14 protein-coding genes are annotated in these 19084 nt (G+C 70.9%); 12 read left to right on the top strand and 2 right to left on the bottom strand.

Annotated elements, in window-relative coordinates:
- Positions 1-72: 72 nt before the first annotated feature.
- The 6 genes from OG306_RS13925 to OG306_RS13900 all read left to right on the top strand — a co-directional run bounded on the left by OG306_RS13925 (position 73) and on the right by OG306_RS13900 (position 7409).
- The gene (locus OG306_RS13925; RefSeq protein WP_266746494.1) at positions 73-729 is read left to right on the top strand and encodes a CGNR zinc finger domain-containing protein; all 657 of its coding nucleotides are present in this window, start codon (positions 73-75) and stop codon (positions 727-729) included.
- Positions 730-946: 217 nt separating this feature from the next.
- Positions 947-1540, top strand: coding sequence for a sigma-70 family RNA polymerase sigma factor (locus OG306_RS13920; RefSeq protein ID WP_266746493.1), 594 nt, complete (start codon positions 947-949; stop codon positions 1538-1540).
- Complete coding sequence (locus tag OG306_RS13915) at positions 1537-2388, top strand: zf-HC2 domain-containing protein (RefSeq protein ID WP_327259187.1); 852 nt, start codon at positions 1537-1539, stop codon at positions 2386-2388. Before OG306_RS13920 ends, OG306_RS13915 begins: the two co-directional genes overlap by 4 nt.
- A gap of 78 nt (positions 2389-2466) precedes the next feature.
- Entirely contained in the window at positions 2467-4920 is a 2454-nt protein-coding gene (locus OG306_RS13910; RefSeq protein ID WP_327349759.1) for a HelD family protein, read from the top strand.
- A gap of 460 nt (positions 4921-5380) precedes the next feature.
- Positions 5381-6814, top strand: a complete 1434-nt coding sequence (locus OG306_RS13905) for an NAD-dependent malic enzyme (protein WP_266746490.1) — start codon at positions 5381-5383, stop codon at positions 6812-6814.
- A gap of 313 nt (positions 6815-7127) precedes the next feature.
- Positions 7128-7409: an HU family DNA-binding protein gene (locus OG306_RS13900; protein WP_003968811.1), complete on the top strand. Its 282-nt coding sequence runs from the start codon at positions 7128-7130 to the stop codon at positions 7407-7409.
- 273 nt (positions 7410-7682) lie between these two features.
- On the opposite strand, the gene murA is transcribed toward OG306_RS13900, so the two are convergent.
- Entirely contained in the window at positions 7683-9023 is a 1341-nt protein-coding gene (gene murA, locus OG306_RS13895) for a UDP-N-acetylglucosamine 1-carboxyvinyltransferase (RefSeq protein WP_266746489.1), read from the bottom strand.
- A 287-nt stretch (positions 9024-9310) separates the two neighbouring features.
- Between murA and OG306_RS13890 the strand changes: the two genes are divergently transcribed.
- A complete protein-coding gene (locus tag OG306_RS13890) occupies positions 9311-9871 on the top strand; it encodes a YqgE/AlgH family protein (RefSeq protein ID WP_266746488.1) in 561 nt (186 codons plus the stop codon).
- 30 nt (positions 9872-9901) lie between these two features.
- Positions 9902-10195, top strand: a complete 294-nt coding sequence (locus tag OG306_RS13885) for a DUF3039 domain-containing protein (RefSeq protein ID WP_093900254.1) — start codon at positions 9902-9904, stop codon at positions 10193-10195.
- Between the two features lie 40 nt (positions 10196-10235).
- Here OG306_RS13885 and OG306_RS13880 read toward each other — a convergent pair whose 3' ends face one another.
- Positions 10236-11522, bottom strand: a complete 1287-nt coding sequence (locus OG306_RS13880) for an RNA-guided endonuclease InsQ/TnpB family protein (RefSeq protein ID WP_266746487.1) — start codon at positions 11520-11522, stop codon at positions 10236-10238.
- A gap of 412 nt (positions 11523-11934) precedes the next feature.
- On the opposite strand from OG306_RS13880, the gene OG306_RS13875 reads away from it, so the two are divergent.
- The 4 genes from OG306_RS13875 (at position 11935) to OG306_RS13860 (ending at position 19012) form a co-directional block, all read left to right on the top strand.
- Complete coding sequence (locus OG306_RS13875; protein WP_266746486.1) at positions 11935-13560, top strand: beta-N-acetylhexosaminidase; 1626 nt, start codon at positions 11935-11937, stop codon at positions 13558-13560.
- A gap of 321 nt (positions 13561-13881) precedes the next feature.
- Complete coding sequence (locus OG306_RS13870) at positions 13882-14778, top strand: FAD binding domain-containing protein (RefSeq protein ID WP_266746485.1); 897 nt, start codon at positions 13882-13884, stop codon at positions 14776-14778.
- On the top strand, positions 14775-16679 hold the full coding sequence (locus OG306_RS13865; protein ID WP_327259189.1) for a (2Fe-2S)-binding protein: 1905 nt from the start codon (positions 14775-14777) through the stop codon (positions 16677-16679). The genes OG306_RS13870 and OG306_RS13865 overlap by 4 nt, the downstream gene beginning before the upstream one ends.
- A complete protein-coding gene (locus OG306_RS13860) occupies positions 16676-19012 on the top strand; it encodes a xanthine dehydrogenase family protein molybdopterin-binding subunit (protein ID WP_266746483.1) in 2337 nt (778 codons plus the stop codon). The genes OG306_RS13865 and OG306_RS13860 overlap by 4 nt, the downstream gene beginning before the upstream one ends.
- Positions 19013-19084: the final 72 nt, after the last annotated feature.

The following is a 19084-nucleotide window of genomic DNA, read 5'->3' as shown; positions in this document are numbered from 1 at the left end:
GTTCCGGCCGGGCGCCTTGAGGGGCACTCTGGGGGAGACCCGGACCGGAGACCCTGAGGCGGTGACTCACGCATGGCGGCGGGCAAGCGCTCGTACGACCGGCGGTTCGACTCCGGCCGGCCCTGCCTGGACCTGGTGGCGACGGCAGCCGGCACCTCCGGCGCCTGCGAACTGCTCGACGGCGCCGAGCGGCTCGCGGAGTGGCTGGTCGCCGCCGGACTCGTACCGAGCGGCACCCGCCTCGACGCGGTGGATGACACCTGGGTGGTGCGCTTCCGGCAACTGAGGGCCGGCGTCGAGGGCCTGCTGGCCGCCGAACTCGGCGGCCGCAGAGCCGAGAGCGCCCTGGAGCGGGTCAACGCGCTCGCCGCGGCCGCGCCCCCGGGACTGCGGGCCGTGCGCGGCAGGAGCGGCACGCTGGTACGGACACTGAGCGCCGAACCGGATTGCGGGGCGCTGCTGGCCGCCGTTGCCCGCGACGCCGTCGAGCTCCTGACCGACCCCGAGGCACGCGCCGGGCTGCGCCGCTGCGAGGCCGACAACTGCCACCGCCTCTACCTGGACACCTCGCGCGGCCACCGTCGCCGCTGGTGCTCCAGCGAGGTGTGCGGCAACCGCGAACGGGTGGCCCGGCACCGGCGCAGGGCGGCGGCCGTGGCGGCTGTGGACGCGGCTCTGGAAGCGGTCGCGGGAGCCGGCGCGGGAGCGCCGCACCGCGAAGAGTCCTGAGACCGCGAAGAGTCCTGAGACCGCGAAGAGTCCTGAGACCGCGAAGAGTCCTGAGACCGCGAAGAGTCCTGAGACCGCGAAGAGTCCTGAGACGGTAAAGAATCTCGGGACCGGAAAGAATCTTGAGACCGGAAAGAATCTTGAGACCGGTTTGAATGGATCGCGGTCCCCCTCCGTACTCGATGGCCAGGGAGCTCCACAGGGTCTCGACCGGGAGGTGCGGGTGCGCAAGGATGCGGCCGTGGCCGATGACCGTCCGCACAGGGCCCGGCATCGCAGTGGGCCGCCCCGGTCCTCCCCCGACGTCCCCGACGAGGAGCTGATGCGGGCGCTCTACCGTGAACACGCCGGACCTCTGCTCGCGTACGTGCTGCGCCTGGTCGCCGGCGACCGGCAGCGCGCCGAGGACGTGGTGCAGGAAACGCTCATCCGCGCCTGGAAGAACGCCGGTCGGCTGGACGGGGCCACCGGCTCCGTCCGCCCGTGGCTGGTGACGGTGGCCCGGCGCATCGTCATCGACGGCCACCGCAGCAGGCAGGCCCGGCCGCACGAGGTCGATCCGTCGCGGCTGGAGGTCATTCCCGCCGCGGACGAGCTGGACAGGGCGTTGCGGCTGATGACGCTCTCGGACGCGCTCGACGATTTGACCCCCGCCCACCGGGAAGCACTGGTCGAGACGTACTTCAAGGGCCGTACGGTCAACGAGGCCGCCGATGTGCTGGGCGTTCCGAGCGGGACGGTGCGCTCCCGGGTCTTCTACGCACTGCGCTCGATGAAGCTCGCACTCGAAGAGAGGGGGATCACGGCATGAGCGACGACGAATGGGAGCCGTTCGGCCCCCGGCCCACCACGGGTCCCTCCAGCCCCCACAACCCTGGCAGCCCCGGTGGTCTCCGGAACGACGAGCCCGGACATGACGCCGCCGGTGCGTATCTCCTCGGCGTGCTGGACGACGCCGAGACGTCCGCCTTCGAGACGCATCTGGCCGGCTGCGACCTGTGCGGCGCCCGTCTCGACGAGTTCGCCGGACTGGAACCCGTGCTCGCGGTGCTCGCCGAGGCCCCGGCCGCCGGGCCGGGCGCCCGCCTTGTCCCGTACGTCGCGCAGCCGCCCGCGCCCCGGATGCTCGACCGGCTGATCGAGGAGGTGGCCCGCGAGCGGGCCGGGCGCAGGCGCCGCTCCAGGTATCTGGTGGCGGTGGCAGCGGCGCTGATCATCGGTGGTCCGGCCGCCGCCGTCCTGGCGACCGGCGGCGACGGCACCTCTGCCCGGGTGGCCGACCCGCACCCCACCGGCTCCGCCGACGACACCCCCTTCTCCCGCATGACGGACAAGGTGCGGGCCACCGACCCCACCACCAAGGTCGACGCCACCATCGGCATGGAGAAGAAGGCCTGGGGCACCGACACCGTGCTGGAGCTCAGGAACGTCACGGGCCCGGAGAAATGCCGGCTGATCGCGGTGTCGAAGTCCGGCGAGGAGGAGGCCGTCACCTCCTGGTCCGTACCGAAGTGGGGGTACGGCATCGAGAAATTCCCGCACCGGGCCGCGACGTACCCACTCCGTGTGCACGGCGGCGCGGCCATGGACCGCGGCGACATCGACCACTTCGAGGTGCGTACGTTCGAGGGCAGGCGGCTGGTGGAGATCAAGGCGTGATGGTATGGCAGGTGCGCGGCGGCCACCCTTTCGCATAAAGTTGACGGCTGCCCAAATGCACGTCAGAAGGGGGCCTCGGTGGCCGCGCAGGATGCCGCTGTCGATTCGTTGCGGGACCGGGAAATCGGTGTCGAGCAGGAACATCTCGACCGTGTTTATCACCGCCTCGAAGAGAAGATCCACGAGGCGGAATTTCTCATGAACGACGCCGTCAAGCGCGGCCAGGTCGGTACCCCGGGAGCGCTCGCGGAGCGTGACGCCCAGGTGTTCCGGGCCGGGATCCACCTCAACCGCCTGAACAGCGAGTTCGAGGACTTCCTCTTCGGAAGGATCGATCTGCTGCTCGGCAAGGACGGCGAACGCGGCCCGGACGGCGCGTACACCTCCGTCGAAGCGGCCGACGACGCCGTACGCGACGACAATTCCGCCGACATCGCGGAGACGCTGCACATCGGCCGGATCGGGGTCCTCGACGCCGATTACGCGCCCCTGGTCATCGACTGGCGCGCACCGGCCGCCGCACCGTTCTACCGGTCGACGCCGAAGGAGCCGGGCCGGGTGGTCCGCCGCCGGGTCATCCGCTCCAAGGGCCGCAAGGTCCTCGGTGTCGAGGACGACCTGATGCGCCCCGAGCTGAGCGTGTGCCTGGGCGGTGAAAAGCTCCCCGTCATCGGCGACGGCGCCCTGATGGCGGCGCTCGGGCAGGCCCGCAGCCACACCATGCGGGACATCGTCTCCTCCATCCAGGCCGAGCAGGACCTGGTGATCAGGGCCCCCGCCGCGTCCGTCACCGAGGTCTCCGGCGGCCCCGGCACCGGCAAGACCGCTGTTGCCCTGCACCGTGCCGCGTACCTCCTCTACCAGGACCGGCGCCGGTACGCGGGCGGCATCCTCGTCGTCTCGCCGACTCCGCTCCTCGTCGCGTACACCGAAGGCGTGCTGCCGTCGCTGGGCGAGGAGGGGCAGGTCGCGATCCGGGCGGTCGGCTCGCTCTCCGACGAGGCGGCCGGCGCCGAGGGCGCCACCACGTACGACGAACCCGCCGTCGCCCGGATCAAGGGCTCCTCCCGGATGCTCCACGTCCTGCGCAAGGCGGCACGCGGCGCACTGGAACAGCCCGGTACCGCGCGCAGGGCGGCGGCGGACCGGGACGGCCAGCTGTCCTTCGGCGACGCGGCCGAAGGGGCCGACGCAGCCGAAGGAACCGGCGCAACCGGCGTATCCGATGAGTCCGGGGCGGCCGGCCGCCCCGGTGAGCCCCCGGCCACCCCCACCCGACTGCGGGTCGTCGCCTTCGGCGCCCGGGTCGAGCTGAACGCCGACGAACTGCACCGCATCCGGCAGTCCGTCCTCGGCGGCACCGCCCCGGTCAACCTGCTGCGCCCGCGCGCCCGCAGAATGCTCCTGGACGCCCTGTGGAACAAGTCCTCCGGCCGGGGCCGCTACACCGACCCCGAACTGGCCGCCGAGCTGCGCTCCTCCTTCGACGAGGACGTCTCCACCGAGGCGCCCTTCCTCGACTTCCTGAACGCCTGGTGGCCCGAACTCACCCCCCGCGGGGTGCTCGCCGCGATGGCCGACGAGAAGCGGCTCGGCCGCTGGGCGCGCCGGGTCCTCAACCAGGGCGAGGTGCGCCGGCTCGCCCGCTCCCTGAAGCGGCTCGACAGAAAAGGCAACGGGCCGCTCTCCGTGCACGACGTGGCGATCCTCGACGAGTTGCAGATGCTGCTCGGCACCCCGTACCGGCCGAAGAAGAAGCGCGAACTCGACCCGCTGGACCAGCTCTCCGGTCTGGAGGAGCTCATGTCGCAGCGCGAGGAGACCCAGCGCGAGCGGGCCGAGCGGCTGGCCGCGGAGCGTACGGAGTACGCGCACGTCATCGTCGACGAGGCGCAGGACCTCACGCCCATGCAGTGGCGCATGGTCGGTCGCCGGGGCCGGCACGCCACCTGGACGATCGTCGGAGACCCGGCGCAGTCCTCCTGGTCCGATCCGGACGAGGCCGCCCGGGCGCGCGACGAGGCGCTCGGCAACCGGCCGCGCCGCCGCTTCACCCTCACGGTCAACTACCGCAACCCGGCGGAGATCGCCGAGCTGGCCTCGAAGGTCCTGGCGCTCGCGATGCCCGGCATGGAGTCACCGGCCGCGGTCCGTTCCACGGGCGTGAAGCCGCGCTTCGAGACCGTACGGGACGGCGATCTGGCCGCCTCGGTGCGCGAGGAGGCGCGCCGGCTGCTGGCCGAGGTGGACGGCACGGTGGGCGTGGTCGTCGCGATGAACCGCCGGGCGCAGGCCCGCGAGTGGCTCGCCGAGCTCGGTGAGCGGGTGGTGGCGCTGGGCAGCCTGGAGGCGAAGGGCCTGGAGTACGACGCCACGGTGGTCGTCTCGCCCGCGGAGATCGCGGACGAGTCCCCGGCCGGCCTGCGGGTGCTGTATGTGGCGCTGACGCGTGCGACGCAGCAGCTCACGGTGGTTTCGGGGGAGCGGGACCTGCCCGACGAGGACGGCGTCCCGGACCTGCTGAGGGACTGAGCCGGGACGAGGGCGGAGGTACCGCCGGGCGGACGGATTTCCGAATCCGTCCGTCCTACGGGAATCGCATCCCCGGGGTGTTTGTTAGCCTGGTGTCGGCACCGGCTCGATCCAAGCCCCCGGGCCCAACCTTCGTCGCTTCGAGCGACCACTTGCCGCGAGGCGAGCATGGCGGGTCGGTGCTGCTTGACCAAGAAGACAGACCCGCGTCACCTTCCGGTGGCGCGGGTCTGTTCTTGTTTACGGGACCACGGACCGCGGACTCCGGACTCCGGACCGGATGCCGCGGGTCGTTGGGGGTTCCGCCGAAGCGGCCATCTCTCGTATGGTGGAAACTGCTTTCCGAACCGCGGCACTCATTACCGGCTACCGGCCAGTAGGTGCGACGATCGGGAAGCGTGACCGAGGTGAGCGCCCCGGCCGCGCGGCAAAGAAGCTAAGGAAAGCGAAGGACTCGGCCATGGCAACGGCGCCCAGCGTCTCGTACTCGATGACGGTCAGGCTGGAGGTGCCCGCGAGCGGCACAGCGGTCTCCCAGCTCACCACGGCCGTGGAGTCCTCCGGCGGTTCGGTCACCGGCCTCGATGTGACCGCCTCCGGCCACGAGAAGCTGCGGATCGACGTCACCATCGCGGCCACCTCCACCGCGCACGCGGACGAGATCGTCGAAAACCTGCGCGGCATCGAGGGTGTTGTGCTGGGCAAGGTCTCCGACCGTACGTTCCTGATGCACCTCGGCGGCAAGATCGAGATGGCGTCCAAGCACCCCATCCGCAACCGTGACGACCTCTCGATGATCTACACCCCGGGTGTGGCCCGGGTCTGCATGGCGATTGCCGAGAACCCCGAGGACGCCCGCCGCCTCACCATCAAGCGCAACGCCGTCGCAGTTGTGACGGACGGTTCCGCGGTGCTCGGCCTCGGCAACATCGGCCCGATGGCCGCCCTCCCGGTGATGGAGGGCAAGGCGGCCCTCTTCAAGCGGTTCGCCGGCATCGACGCCTGGCCGATCTGCCTGGACACCCAGGACACCGACGCCATCGTCGAGATCGTCAAGGCGATCGCCCCCGGCTTCGCGGGCATCAACCTGGAGGACATCTCCGCCCCCCGCTGCTTCGAGATCGAGGCACGGCTGCGCGAGGCCCTCGACATCCCCGTCTTCCACGACGACCAGCACGGCACCGCGATCGTGGTCCTGGCCGCGCTGACCAACGCACTGCGCGTGGTGGGCAAGGGAATCGGGGACGTACGGGTCGTCATGTCCGGCGCCGGCGCGGCCGGCACGGCCATCCTGAAGCTTCTCATCGCCGCGGGCGTCAAGCACGCCGTCGTTGCAGACATCCACGGAGTGGTGCACGCGGGCCGCGAGGACCTCGTCTCCGCCGACGCCGACTCGCCGCTGCGCTGGATCGCCGACAACACCAACCCCGAGTCCGTCACCGGCACCCTCAAGGAGGCCGTGGTCGGCGCCGACGTCTTCATCGGCGTCTCCGCCCCGAACGTGCTGGACGGCACCGATGTCGCCGCCATGGCGGACGGCGCGATCGTGTTCGCGCTCGCGAACCCGGACCCCGAGGTGGACCCGGCGATCGCCCGCCAGTCGGCGGCAGTTGTCGCCACCGGCCGCTCCGACTTCCCGAACCAGATCAACAACGTGCTGGTCTTCCCGGGTGTCTTCCGCGGTCTGCTGGACGCCCAGTCCCGCACCGTCAACACGGAGATGATGCTCGCCGCGGCGGGCGCCCTCGCCGAGACCGTCGCCGAGGACGAACTGAACGCGAACTACATCATCCCATCGGTCTTCAACGACAGAGTCGCGGGAGCGGTCGCCGGTGCGGTCCGCGAAGCGGCGAAGACCGCGGGCGGCGGTGCGGCGGGCACGGGCTTGGCCTGAGCTACGGCGCGTCGCGGGTCGCGGCGCCCCAAACGCCCCTTTAGGGTGGGCGGGCGGCGCGTCCCGCAGAGCTCCGCATCCACTGCGGACTGCTTTCGGAGAGTCGACGGAACGTCACCACGACGAGGCGAGGGTGCTTTTCGTGTGACTCCGGAGGGTGCCGGATTGGCGTTACCGCCGCAGGTGGGGGCAGGATGCGTAATCGGGCGCGAGGGTCTGACGACAGACCCGGGTCCGGGGACTGTCCAAGGGCCCTGGCAGCATCGGCTTCGATCTCACGCCTCACAGGCAAGAAGAACACGGGAGTAACAACATGAACCGCAGTGAGCTGGTGGCCGCCCTGGCCGACCGCGCCGAGGTGACCCGCAAGGACGCCGACGCCGTGCTGGCCGCCCTCGCCGAGACCGTCGGTGAGATCGTCGCCAAGGGCGACGAGAAGGTCACCATCCCCGGCTTCCTGACCTTCGAGCGCACCCACCGTGCCGCTCGCACCGCTCGCAACCCGCAGACCGGCGACCCGATCAACATCCCGGCCGGCTACAGCGTGAAGGTCTCCGCGGGCTCCAAGCTCAAGGAAGCCGCCAAGGGCAAGTAAGCCCCACAGGCGTGCGGAAGGGCGGTCACCCGACCAGGGTGACCGCCCTTCCGTGTACCGGCGCGAGAGGGCCCGTTCCGGGCCTCTGCAGCCCTTGCCGAGCGGACCCCTCCGGCCTCCGCGCCGTTTCGTGGCCGTCCCGGAAGCCGAACGGGGGCCCGGGACAACGGTCCCGAACCCCCGTCAGCAGCCCTGGGACCGCCCGGCCCGGGCAGCCCGCCGGTCTCTTCGGACCGGCGCGCTGCCCGGGCCGGACCGGCCCGCCCGCCCGTCTCAGACCAGCGCGCCGCCCGGCAGTTCCACCTTCGCGCCGAGCTTCTCCAGCTTCTCCATGAAGTTCTCGTAGCCGCGGTTGATCAGGTCGATACCGTGCACCCGCGACGTTCCCTGCGCCGCCAGTGCGGCGATCAGGTACGAGAAACCACCGCGCAGGTCCGGGATGACCAGATCCGCGCCCTGCAGCTTCGTCGGCCCGGACACGACCGCCGAGTGCAGGAAGTTCCGCTGACCGAAGCGGCAGTCGGAGCCGCCCAGGCACTCGCGGTAGAGCTGGATGTGTGCGCCCATCTGGTTCAGCGCGGAGGTGAAGCCGAGCCGGGACTCGTACACCGTCTCGTGGACGATCGACAGGCCCGAGGCCTGCGTCAGGGCCACGACCAGCGGCTGCTGCCAGTCGGTCTGGAAACCGGGGTGCACGTCCGTCTCCAGGGCGATGGCGTCGAGCGCGCCGCCCGGGTGCCAGAAGCGGATGCCCTCGTCGTCGATCTCGAACGCCCCGCCGACCCGGCGGAAGGTGTTCAGAAACGTCATCATCGAACGCTGCTGTGCGCCCCGTACGTAGATGTTGCCCTCGGTGGCCAGCGCCGCGGACGCCCAGGAGGCCGCCTCCAGACGGTCCGGGATGGCCCGGTGCGTATATCCGTCCAGCCGGTCGACACCGGTGATCCGGATCGTCCGGTCGGTGTCCATCGAGATGATCGCGCCCATCTTCTGCAGTACGCAGATGAGGTCCTCGATCTCCGGCTCCACGGCCGCGTTGGACAGCTCGGTGACGCCCTCGGCGAGCACCGCCGTCAGCAGCACCTGCTCGGTGGAGCCCACCGACGGGTACGGCAGCCGGATCTTCGTGCCGCGCAGCCGCTGCGGGGCCTCCAGGTACTGGCCGTCCGCCCGCTTCTCGATCGTCGCGCCGAACTGCCGCAGCACGTCGAAGTGGAAGTCGATCGGCCGGCCGCCGATGTCGCAGCCGCCGAGCCCGGGAATGAACGCGTGACCCAGCCGGTGCAGCAGCGGGCCGCAGAAGAGGATCGGGATGCGCGACGAGCCCGCGTGGGCATCGATGTCGGCGACATTGGCGCTCTCGACATGGGTCGGGTCCAGGATCAGTTCGCCCGGTTCGTCACCCGGCCGGACCGTCACACCGTGCAGCTGCAGCAGCCCTCGCACCACCCGCACGTCGCGGATGTCGGGCACGTTGCGCAGCCGGCTCGGCCCGCTGCCGAGCAGCGCGGCGACCATTGCCTTCGGCACCAGGTTCTTGGCGCCTCTGACGCGGATCTCGCCCTCCAGCGGGGTTCCGCCGTGGACAAGCAGGACATCGTCTGTGCCGGTCATGAATCTCGCGTTCCGGAGTGGTCGGGCAGGGGGCCAACCGAAAGGGTAATGGCCCACCGCCCCCCTTCCGTAAGGGGACGGGGGGTACGCGAACGTCATGAATTCGCCACAACACGCTCTGCTGCCCGGGTCTTGCGGAGGGTTACCGTCCGCAAAGCCCTCCGGGCGGTGCGCTCCCCGTGCGTCCGTGCGCCCTGAGCTGCGCCCCGAGCCGTGCGCGGACCTTTCGGTGACCGGGTGGCCCGCTTGGTCCCCGTGGAGACCGAAGATGCGGGATCATTTCTGCCATGACCGAGGTGTCCTCGCTCACAGGGCGACTGCTCGTGGCCACACCCGCGCTCGCGGACCCGAATTTCGACCGCGCGGTGGTGCTGCTCCTCGACCACGACGAGGAGGGCTCGCTCGGTGTGGTCCTGAACCGCCCGACGCCCGTCGGCGTCGGTGACATCCTCACGTCCTGGGCCGGTCTGACCGGTGAACCGGGCGTCGTCTTCCAGGGCGGCCCGGTCTCGCTCGACTCCGCGCTCGGCGTGGCCGTCATCCCCGGCGACGAGGGCCCCCTCGGCTGGCGCCGGGTGTACGGGGCGATCGGCCTGGTCAACCTGGAGGCCCCGCCGGAGCTGCTGGCCGCGGCGCTCGGCTCGCTGCGGATCTTCGCCGGATACGCCGGCTGGGGCCCCGGACAGCTGGACAAGGAACTGGCCGAGGGCGCCTGGTACGTCGTCGAGTCCGAGCCCGGTGACGTCTCCTCCCCGCGTCCGGAGCACCTCTGGCGGGCGGTTCTGCGCCGCCAGCGCAGCGAACTGGCGATGATCGCCACCTATCCGGACGACCCTTCGCTGAACTGATGGTCCCGGCCTTCAGTACCCTTGGGGTCCATGAGCACTCTTGAGCCCGAGCGCGGGGCAGGTACGGGCACCCTCGTAGAGCCGACGCCACAGGTGTCGAACGGCGACGGCGACCACGAGCGCTACGCCCATTACGTCCAGAAGGACAAGATCATGGCGAGCGCCCTGGAGGGCACCCCCGTGGTCGCACTGTGCGGCAAGGTCTGGGTACCGGGCCGCGACCCGAAGAAGTATCCGGTCTGTCCCATGTGCAAGGAGATCTACGAGTCCATGGGCGCCGGCGGCGACAAGGACAAGGGCAAGGGCGGCAAGGACAAGAATTGACGATCCTCTCCCGGCTCTGAAGCCGGGAGATTCCCTTTGGCTACCCGAAAGTGGCCGGTTGGGTTTCACGCGTCCGCCTCCGCCGGAGGGCGGGACTCGGCACCAAAGGGTGCCTGCGCGTGCTGTTGTTGACCGAGCCACCCGTCCGGCGGGCTCGGGCCTCGATCTCGACCGAGGCGTTGTGGTCAGCGTCGTCCTCGTGCCCGCAGTGCACGCACGCGAACAGTCGGCCGCAGCCCTTGCGGGACTGCGGATCCGTTCGGCCGCAGGCCGCGCAGGTCTGCGAGGTGTGAAACGGCGGCACCGGCCGCAGTTCGGAGCCGTACAGGCGGCATTTGTATTCCAGTTGCCGCCTGCGTTCACCGGGGCAGTTGTCGAGGATGGATCGGTTGAGTCCGGCCTTCTGCCTTACGCTGCGGCCGGGTTGCTTTGCGGTGCCTTTGGCGCTGGCGGTCATATTCATCACGCGCAGGTCCTCGATACCGACGAAGCCGTGATTTTTGGCGAGATCGGTAGTGAGCTGGTGTGTGAAATTCTGGCGCCGGTTTGCTTCCCGAGTTTTCAGTTTCGCGATCTGCGCGATGGTGCGGCGTAGCCGGTTGCTGTACTTGCCTTGGTTGTGCTTCTGGGCGTAGGTGATCTGGCGGGCTTTGCGCTGCTCCAAGCAACGCAGCCGGGCTCGCTCGTGCTCGGTCAGGCCTGGAGGCTTGATGCGCGGCACAGACTCTGTGGATACATAGGCGGAGGCGGCGACACCGAAGTCGACGCCGCAGCCCGGTCGGCCGTTCGGAGCGGCAGTCTTGGTCCCGGTGGCGACGCCGAAGGCGATGTGCCAGCCGGTCCCGTCCCGAGAGACGGTGGCGTTACGAATTGCACCTCCCACAGTGCGGGAGAGGCGGAAGCGGACCCAGCCAAGTTTCGGCAAGCGCACCTCGGCCCAGTGCCGGTTCAGCTTGCGTGTCTCAACCGCTTGCCCCGGCAGCGGGACAGACAACCGGTGCCCGCGTTTCTTGAACGCCGGGAACCGGGCCGGGTGTACAGAGTTGAAGAAGTTGTCGAACGCCGCGTCCAGTTGCCGCAGCACCTGCTGGCCGGCCTGCGCGGGGAGTTCGGCCAGCGAGGTTAGCTCGCTCTCGGCGCGCGCCTCGGTGAGATACCGGCACTGCTCCACGGCACGGACACTGCGGCCGCGCTGCTCGTATACGTGGACGCGCTGTGCGAGGGCGACATTCCACAGGGCGCGCGCGGTATGCCCCCACCTGGTCAGGACCTGCTCCTGAACGATGGTGGGATACAACCGGTACCGGCGCCCCATGTCTGCTTTCACACCGCAGACCGTACGCATCAGTGCAGGTAACTGCCCTGCCGGAGCACATAATTCGCACTCCCGTACCCAATGTCGAACCTGCTTACGAATCTTGAGGCCGGACTGCTGGAGTCCAGAGCGAGAACAGCCACGTCCACAGGCTCATGTGCCTTCCGCCTGAAAGGCCGCCTTCTCCGAGTTGGTCAGCTTGCTCAAGGCGGCTCCTCCCGCCGCCTGCGCCAGAAGTGCTTCACCTCCAACCCGAAGGACTGAGAACTGCGCATGAATCGTCGGTAGCGGGTGCCGCTCTTCGCCGATTGACGGGCGAAGGCCCCGGCGCGTGTATCGGCGCTGGTCGGGGACTGCTGCGCGCACTCGCCCGAACAACCAGCCTCACCCGGGATGGCACAAGTTCATCTGAGACGCTGAACCCATGGATCTGATCCCCGCGCCCGTCGCCGTTGAAGGCCTGGCCCCCGATGGTTTCCTGCTGGACCGGAGCACCACGCTTTACGCGGCGCCCGGCACAGAGACCACGGAGCGCTGGCTGCGTTCCATGGTTGGTCCCGCCCTCGGTCTGCAGCTGGTGCCGGGAGATGAAAGGGCCAGGAATTCGGTCGCGCTGCGCATCGACGACGCTCTGGAGCCCGAGGCGTACAGGCTTGGGGTCCGGAGCCAGGGCATTGAGATCCGCGGCGGCAGCGCGGCGGGGGTTTTCTGGGGCGCCCAGACCCTGCGTCAGCTCCTTGGCCCCGACGCTTTCCGCCGCGCGCCTGTCCACTCCAACAAGAAGTGGGTCATCCCCTTCACAGACATCGAGGACGGCCCCCGCTTCCCCTGGCGCGGCATGATGCTCGACGTGGCGCGGCACTTCCTGCCCAAGGACGACGTCCTGCGCTATCTCGACCTCCTCGCCGCGCACAAGCTGAACGTCTTCCACTTCCACCTCACCGACGACCAGGGCTGGCGCATCGAGATCAAGCGCTACCCCCGGCTCACCGAGGTCGGCTCCTGGCGGTCCCGTACCAAGCACGGCCACCGGGCCTCCGAGCTCTGGGACGAGACCCCGCACGGCGGTTACTACACGCAGGACGACATCCGCGAGATCGTCGCGTACGCCACCGAGCGGCACATCCGGGTCGTCCCCGAGATCGACATCCCGGGCCATTCGCAGGCCGCCATCGCCGCGTACCCCGAGCTGGGCAACACCGACGTCATCGACACCACCACCCTCTCCGTCTGGGACACCTGGGGCATCAACGCCAACGTACTCGCCCCCACTGACAACACCCTTCGCTTCTTCGAGAACGTCCTCGAAGAGGTCCTGGAACTCTTCCCCGCAGCCACCTCGCCGTTCATCCACATCGGCGGCGACGAGTGCCGCAAGGACCAGTGGAAGGAGTCCCCGGCCGCCCAGGCCCGGATCGACGAATTCGGCCTGGCCAACGAGGACGAGCTGCAGTCCTGGGTCATCCGGCACTTCGACACCTGGCTCACCGCCCGCGGCCGCCGGCTCATCGGCTGGGACGAGATCCTCGAAGGCGGCCTCCCGGCGGGCGCCGCCGTGTCGTCCTGGCGGGGATACCGGGGAGGTATCACGGCCGCCGAGGCCGGCCATGACGTCGTGATGTGCCCGGAACAGTACGTCTACCTGGACCACCGTCAAGGCGGCGGCCCCGACGAACCGATGCCCATCGGCTTCATCCGCACCCTGGAGGACGTCTACCGCTTCGAACCCGTACCGGCGGGCCTCTCCGAGGGGGCGGCCCGTCACATCCTCGGCACCCAGGCCAATGTCTGGACCGAGGTCATGCAGAACCGGTCCCGTGTCGACTACCAGGTCTTCCCGCGCCTCGCGGCGTTCGCCGAGGTCGCCTGGTCGCCCCTGCCCGCCTCCGCCGACCGTGACTTCACGGAATTCGAACGGCGAATGACCGTGCACTACGCCCGACTTGACGCCCTCGGCGTCGACTACCGGCCACCGAGCGGCCCGTTGCCCCGGCAGCAGCGTCCCGGCGTCCTCGGGCGCCCCCTTGAGGGGCCGCCCCCGAACGTGTGATTCCGTCCGCGCTCCGGGTCCGGCCGGCCCGCTCCCCGGGAGCGGGCCGGCCGGCGGTCATGGTCCGCGACGGTCATCCGCACAGGCACAGCCGGAACCGAACAACCCGCCCAGGGCTCGCCGAAGAGTGGCAATGCGCACTCCGCGCCGAAGACAGGGCGAATCAGGATCATCCCCCTGGTAGGGGACGGATATGCCCTTCGTGGACCCTCGCGTCGGTCCGATCGGAAGATGTGCCAGAGTTGCCACGTCCAGGCTTTGAGCACGTACCGTACGGCGAAACGAGCCGGACAGCCGGGACACCGGGAAGGGGCAGCTGGGTTGACCATGCACGCACCGCAGGCGACGCAGTCCGTGACGCTGCCGGCCTCGCTCGACGAGGCCGTGGCGGCACTCGGCGCGATGCCTGCAGCCGTTCCCGTGGCGGGTGGGACGGACCTGATGGCGGCCGTCAACAAGGGGCTGCTGCGCCCCTCGGGACTGGTCGGCCTCGGCCGGATCAGCGAGCTGCGCGGCTGGCACTACCAGGACGGTCACGCCCTGCTCGGCGCCGGACTCACCCACGCACGCATGGGGCGGCCCGACTTCGCCGCCCTCATCCCCGCCCTGGCCGCGTCCGCGCGCGCCGCGGGCCCGCCCCAGATCCGTAACGCCGGAACGCTCGGCGGCAACATCGCCACCGCGGCCCCGACCGGCGACGCCCTGCCGGTGCTCGCCGCACTGGAGGCCGAACTCGTCATCGCGGGCCCGGGCGGCGCCCGCCGCGAGATCCCGGTCTCGCACCTGCTGGCCGGCCGCGACATGCTCGAACCCGCCGAACTGATCGGCTTCGTCCGCGTACCGCTGCTGCACGCCCCCCAGGTCTTCCTGAAGGCCACCGGCCGTACCGGTCCCGGCCGCGCCACCGCGTCCGTCGCGATCGTGCTCGATCCGGCCCGGCGCGGGGTGCGCTGCGCGGTCGGTGCCATCGCGCCGATGCCGCTGCGGCCGCTGGAGGCCGAACGCTGGATCGCCTCACTGATCGACTGGGACGGCGAACGGGGCCTGGCCTCCGACGCGCTGGCCGCCTTCGGCGAGTACGTCGCCGCGGCCTGCATCCCGGACGAGGCACCGCCCGCCGACGGGGGAGAGGCACCACCGCTGCCCCCCGCCGTACTGCATCTGCGGCGCACCGTCGCCGCGCTGGCCCGACGCGCGCTGGGGAGGGCACTGTCGTGAGCAACGAGGACCACAACGAACACCACGGGCAGCGGGAGCAGCCGCAGCACGGGGGCTGGCAGCCGACGCCGCAGGGCGGCGAGTACGACGCCGAGGCGACCGCCTTCGTCCACCTGCCGCCGGAGGACCTGGCGAACATCCCGCTGGCCGCGCCCGGCCAGGGCTATGTACCGCCGATGATCGTGCCGCTGACACCCGCGGCCGGTCTCGACCCGTCGGCCACGGGCAGCTGGGTCGTACAGACGCAGAGCCAGCAGGAGCGGGCCGCGGAACCGGAGCAGCCGGCCCCCGGCGCGGTGCACTGGCCGGACCCGAACCAGCAGCAGACGCAGTACGGGTACGAGTACCCGCAGCAGGAGCAGTACCGGGAGACACCGGACGCGACGGGCCAGTGGAACTTCACGGAGCCCACCGCGTTCGCCCAGCAGGCCGACCACGCCGCCCACGTCGACCACACCGAGCACGGCGTACAGCCCGACCACGGCGGTCACACCGACCACACCGCCCATGTCGGCCACACCGAGCACGGCGTACAGCCCGACCACGGCGGTCACACCGACCGCACCGCCCACACCACCCACACCGATCACACCGATCACGTCGGCCACACCGGCCAGTGGACGATTCCGGTCGCCGACGGTGATCTCCCGGAGGAATCCGGCGAGTTCGCCGCCTCGGCGCTGGCCTCCCAGTGGTACGCGGACCGGACTCCACCGGCCACGCTGCCGGGCGGTGCGCCCGCACCGTGGGCGACACAGCAGCCGGTCGCGGAACCCGAGCCCGAGCCCGCGCCGGCGGTGGAGCCGGCTCCCGGAGCGGACATCGAGCCGGAGCACGCGCCGGGAGCCGATTTCGCGCCTGTCATGGAGCCCGTGGCGGAGCTCTCCGAGGCGTACTCCCCGTTGCTTTCCGAGATGCCCTCCGTGGCGTCGTCCGTGGCGTCCTCCGTGGCGTACGAGGCACCGCCACCGGAGACGTCCGCCGAGGACGGCCCCGTACCGGCGGCCGGAGACGCCGGAGACGCGGGAGACGCGGGAGGCACCCCCGTTCTCGACGCGGACCTCGCGCAGGCCCTGGCCCCCCACACCGCCGTACCGGACGACGCTCCGGCCGAGCATCCTGGCGAGCAGTCGCCGACCGACACGCCACTGCCGAACGCCCCGCTGGAAGCCCCGCCACTCGAAGCCGAGCTCTCCGAAGGGCAACCCCCCGAGTCCCGGCCCTCCGAGTCCCAGTCCTCCGAGTCCCAGCCCCTCGAAGTCCAGCCGTCCGACACCCGGCCCGTCGATCTCCCCAGTGAGCACCCGGCCGCCTCCTACGTCCTGCATGTGAACGGCGCCGACCGCCCCGTCACCGATGCCTGGATCGGCGAGTCGCTCCTCTACGTGCTGCGCGAGCGCCTCGGCCTCGCCGGGGCCAAGGACGGCTGCTCGCAAGGTGAGTGCGGTGCCTGCAACGTCCAGGTGGACGGCCGGCTGGTCGCCTCCTGTCTGGTCCCGGCGGCGACCGCGGCCGGCAGCGAGGTCCGTACGGTCGAGGGCCTGGCCGTGGACGGCGAGCCGTCCGACGTCCAGCGCGCCCTCGCCAAGTGCGGAGCCGTCCAGTGCGGTTTCTGCATCCCCGGCATGGCGATGACCGTCCACGATCTGCTGGAGGGAAACCACGCCCCCAGCGAACTGGAGACGCGCCAGGCGCTCTGCGGCAACCTCTGCCGCTGCTCCGGCTACCGGGGTGTCCTCGACGCCGTGAACGAGGTCATCGCGGGCCGCGAGGCAAGCGCCGACCCGGCAGCCTCGTCGGACTCCTCGTCCCCGGAGTCCGACGAGGCCCGCATTCCCCACCAGGCGGCCCCGGGCGCCGGCCGGGTTCAGCCGCACTCGCAGGACGGAGGCATGGCGTGAGCAACGACGCGGCCACCGCGGCCAACGCGACCAGCACACGGATCACCACCCCGGCGTCCGACGGACCCGACACCGAGCCGACCGCGCTCGGCCTGGGCGTCTCCCTCCTGCCCGCCGACGCGCGTGCGAAGACCGAGGGCACCTTCCCGTACGCCGCCGATCTCTGGGCCGAGGGCCTGCTGTGGGCGGCCGTACTCCGTTCCCCGCACCCGCACGCCCGCATCCTGTCCATCGACACCTCGGGCGCCGTCGAGATGCCGGGGGTACGGGCCGTCGTCACGCACGAGGACGTCCCCGGGGAGGGTGTGTACGGGCGCAAGGTCGTCGACCGCCCGGTCTTCGCCTCCGACCTGGTCCGCCACCACGGCGAGCCGATCGCCGCGGTCGCCGCCGACCACCCCGACACGGCACGTCTCGCCGCCGCGGCCATCGCCGTCGAGTACGAGGTGCTCGAACCGGTCACGGACCCGGAGAAGGCCTTCGCCGCCGAACCGCTGCACCCCGACGGCAATCTGATCCGCCACATCCCGCTGCGTTACGGCGATCCGGAGGCCACTGGCGAGGTCGTCGTCGAGGGCCTCTACCGCATCGGCCGCCAGGACCCGGCCCCGATCGGCGCCGAGGCCGGGCTCGCCGTGCCCCGTCCCGACGGCGGCGTGGAGATCTACACGGCCTCCACCGACCCGCACACCGACCGCGATCTCGCCGCCGCCTGCTTCGGCCTCGAACCGGACCGGGTGAAGGTCGTCGTCACCGGAGTCCCCGGCGCCACCGGCGACCGCGAGGACCCCGGCTTCCAGCTGCCGCTGGGACTGCTCGCGCTGCGTACCGGCTGCCCGGTCAAACTGGCCGCCACCCGCGAGGAGTCCTTCCTCGGCCACGCCCACCGCCACCCCACGCTCCTGCGCTACCGCCACCACGCGGACGCCGAGGGCCGGCTGGTGAAGGTCGAGGCGCAGATCCTGCTCGACGCGGGCGCGTACGCCGACGCCTCGTCCGAGTCGCTGGCCGCGGCGGTCGCGTTCGCCTGCGGCCCGTACGTCGTCCCGCACGCCTTCATCGAGGGCTGGGCGGTGCGTACGAACAACCCGCCGTCGGGCCATGTGCGCGGCGAGGGCGCGATGCAGGTCTGCGCTGCGTACGAGGGCCAGATGGACAAGCTGGCCGCCAAGCTCGGCATCGACCCGGCCGAGCTGCGCCTGCGCAACGTCCTGTCCACCGGCGACATCCTGCCCACGGGCCAGACAGTGACGTGCCCGGCGCCGGTGTCCGAACTGCTCACCGCCGTACGGGACTTCCCGCTCCCGTCCCTCCCCAAGGACGCTCCGGAGGACGACTGGCTGCTCCCCGGCGGCCCGGAGGGCGCGGGCGAACCCGGCGCGGTGCGCCGAGGCGTCGGCTACGCGCTCGGCATGGTCCACATGCTCGGCGCGGAGGGCACCGACGAGGTCTCGACGGCCACGGTCCGGGTCCACGACGGCATCGCCACGGTCATCTGCGCCGCGGTCGAGACGGGCCAGGGCTTCTCGACCCTCGCCCGCCAGGTGGTCCAGGAGACGCTGGGCATCGAAGAGGTCCACGTGGCGTCCGTCGACACCGACCAGCCCCCGGCGGGCCCGGCGACGCACGGCCGCCACACCTGGGTCTCGGCCGGAGCGGTGGAACGCGCGGCCAAGATGGTCCGTACGCAGCTGCTCCAGCCCCTGGCCCACCAGTTCGGCATGTCCACGGAGCTGCTGCAGATCTCCGGCGGCAGGATCACCTCGTACGACGGGGTGCTGTCCACGACGGTCACGGAGGCGATGGACGGCAAGGAACTCTGGGCCACCGCCCAGTGCCGCCCCCACCCGACCGAACCCCTGGACGAGTCGGGCCAGGGCGACGCCTTCGTCGGCCTCGCCTTCTGCGCGATCCGCGCGGTGGTGGACGTCGACATCGAACTCGGCTCCGTACGGGTCGTCGAGATGGCGGTCGCCCAGGACGTCGGCCGGGTCCTCAACCCGTCCCAGCTCGCGACCCGCATCGAGGCGGGCATCACCCAGGGCATCGGCGCCGCCCTCACCGAGAACCTCCGCAGCGCCCGCGGCCTGATCCGTCACCCCGACCTCACCGGCTACGCGCTCCCGACCGCCCTGGACGCCCCGGACATCCGCATCGTCGAACTCGTCGAAGAACGTGACGTGGTGGCTCCCTTCGGCGCCAAGCCCGCCTCGGCGATCCCGGTGGTCACCTCCCCGGCAGCCGTAGCCGCAGCCGTACGATCCGCCACCGGCCGCCCGATCAACCGCCTCCCCATCAGACCCCAGGCGGCGGTGGCGACCCCCAAGTCCTGAGCCCTGCACGGATGGTGTGCTCCGGGTTGCGGATGCAACCCTGGGGCGCTGTGTTACCGGCGCTGACTACAG

This window comes from Streptomyces sp. NBC_01241 (assembly GCF_041435435.1).
Classification (GTDB): Bacteria; Actinomycetota; Actinomycetes; order Streptomycetales; family Streptomycetaceae; genus Streptomyces.
Note: the sequence above shows the minus strand (reverse complement) of the source record. Positions and strands in the feature narration are given on the sequence as shown.

What these genes read in the sequence shown, in the direction of transcription:
- OG306_RS13905 (WP_266746490.1), top strand. Translation starts at nt 5,381, where the DNA reads ATGGCAACGGCGCCCAGCGTCTCGTACTCGATGACGGTCAGGCTGGAG.
- murA (WP_266746489.1), bottom strand. Translation starts at nt 9,023, where the DNA reads ATGACCGGCACAGACGATGTCCTGCTTGTCCACGGCGGAACCCCGCTG.
- OG306_RS13915 (WP_327259187.1), top strand. Translation starts at nt 1,537, where the DNA reads ATGAGCGACGACGAATGGGAGCCGTTCGGCCCCCGGCCCACCACGGGT.
- OG306_RS13900 (WP_003968811.1), top strand. Translation starts at nt 7,128, where the DNA reads ATGAACCGCAGTGAGCTGGTGGCCGCCCTGGCCGACCGCGCCGAGGTG.
- OG306_RS13925 (WP_266746494.1), top strand. Translation starts at nt 73, where the DNA reads ATGGCGGCGGGCAAGCGCTCGTACGACCGGCGGTTCGACTCCGGCCGG.
- OG306_RS13875 (WP_266746486.1), top strand. Translation starts at nt 11,935, where the DNA reads ATGGATCTGATCCCCGCGCCCGTCGCCGTTGAAGGCCTGGCCCCCGAT.
- OG306_RS13885 (WP_093900254.1), top strand. Translation starts at nt 9,902, where the DNA reads ATGAGCACTCTTGAGCCCGAGCGCGGGGCAGGTACGGGCACCCTCGTA.
- OG306_RS13890 (WP_266746488.1), top strand. Translation starts at nt 9,311, where the DNA reads ATGACCGAGGTGTCCTCGCTCACAGGGCGACTGCTCGTGGCCACACCC.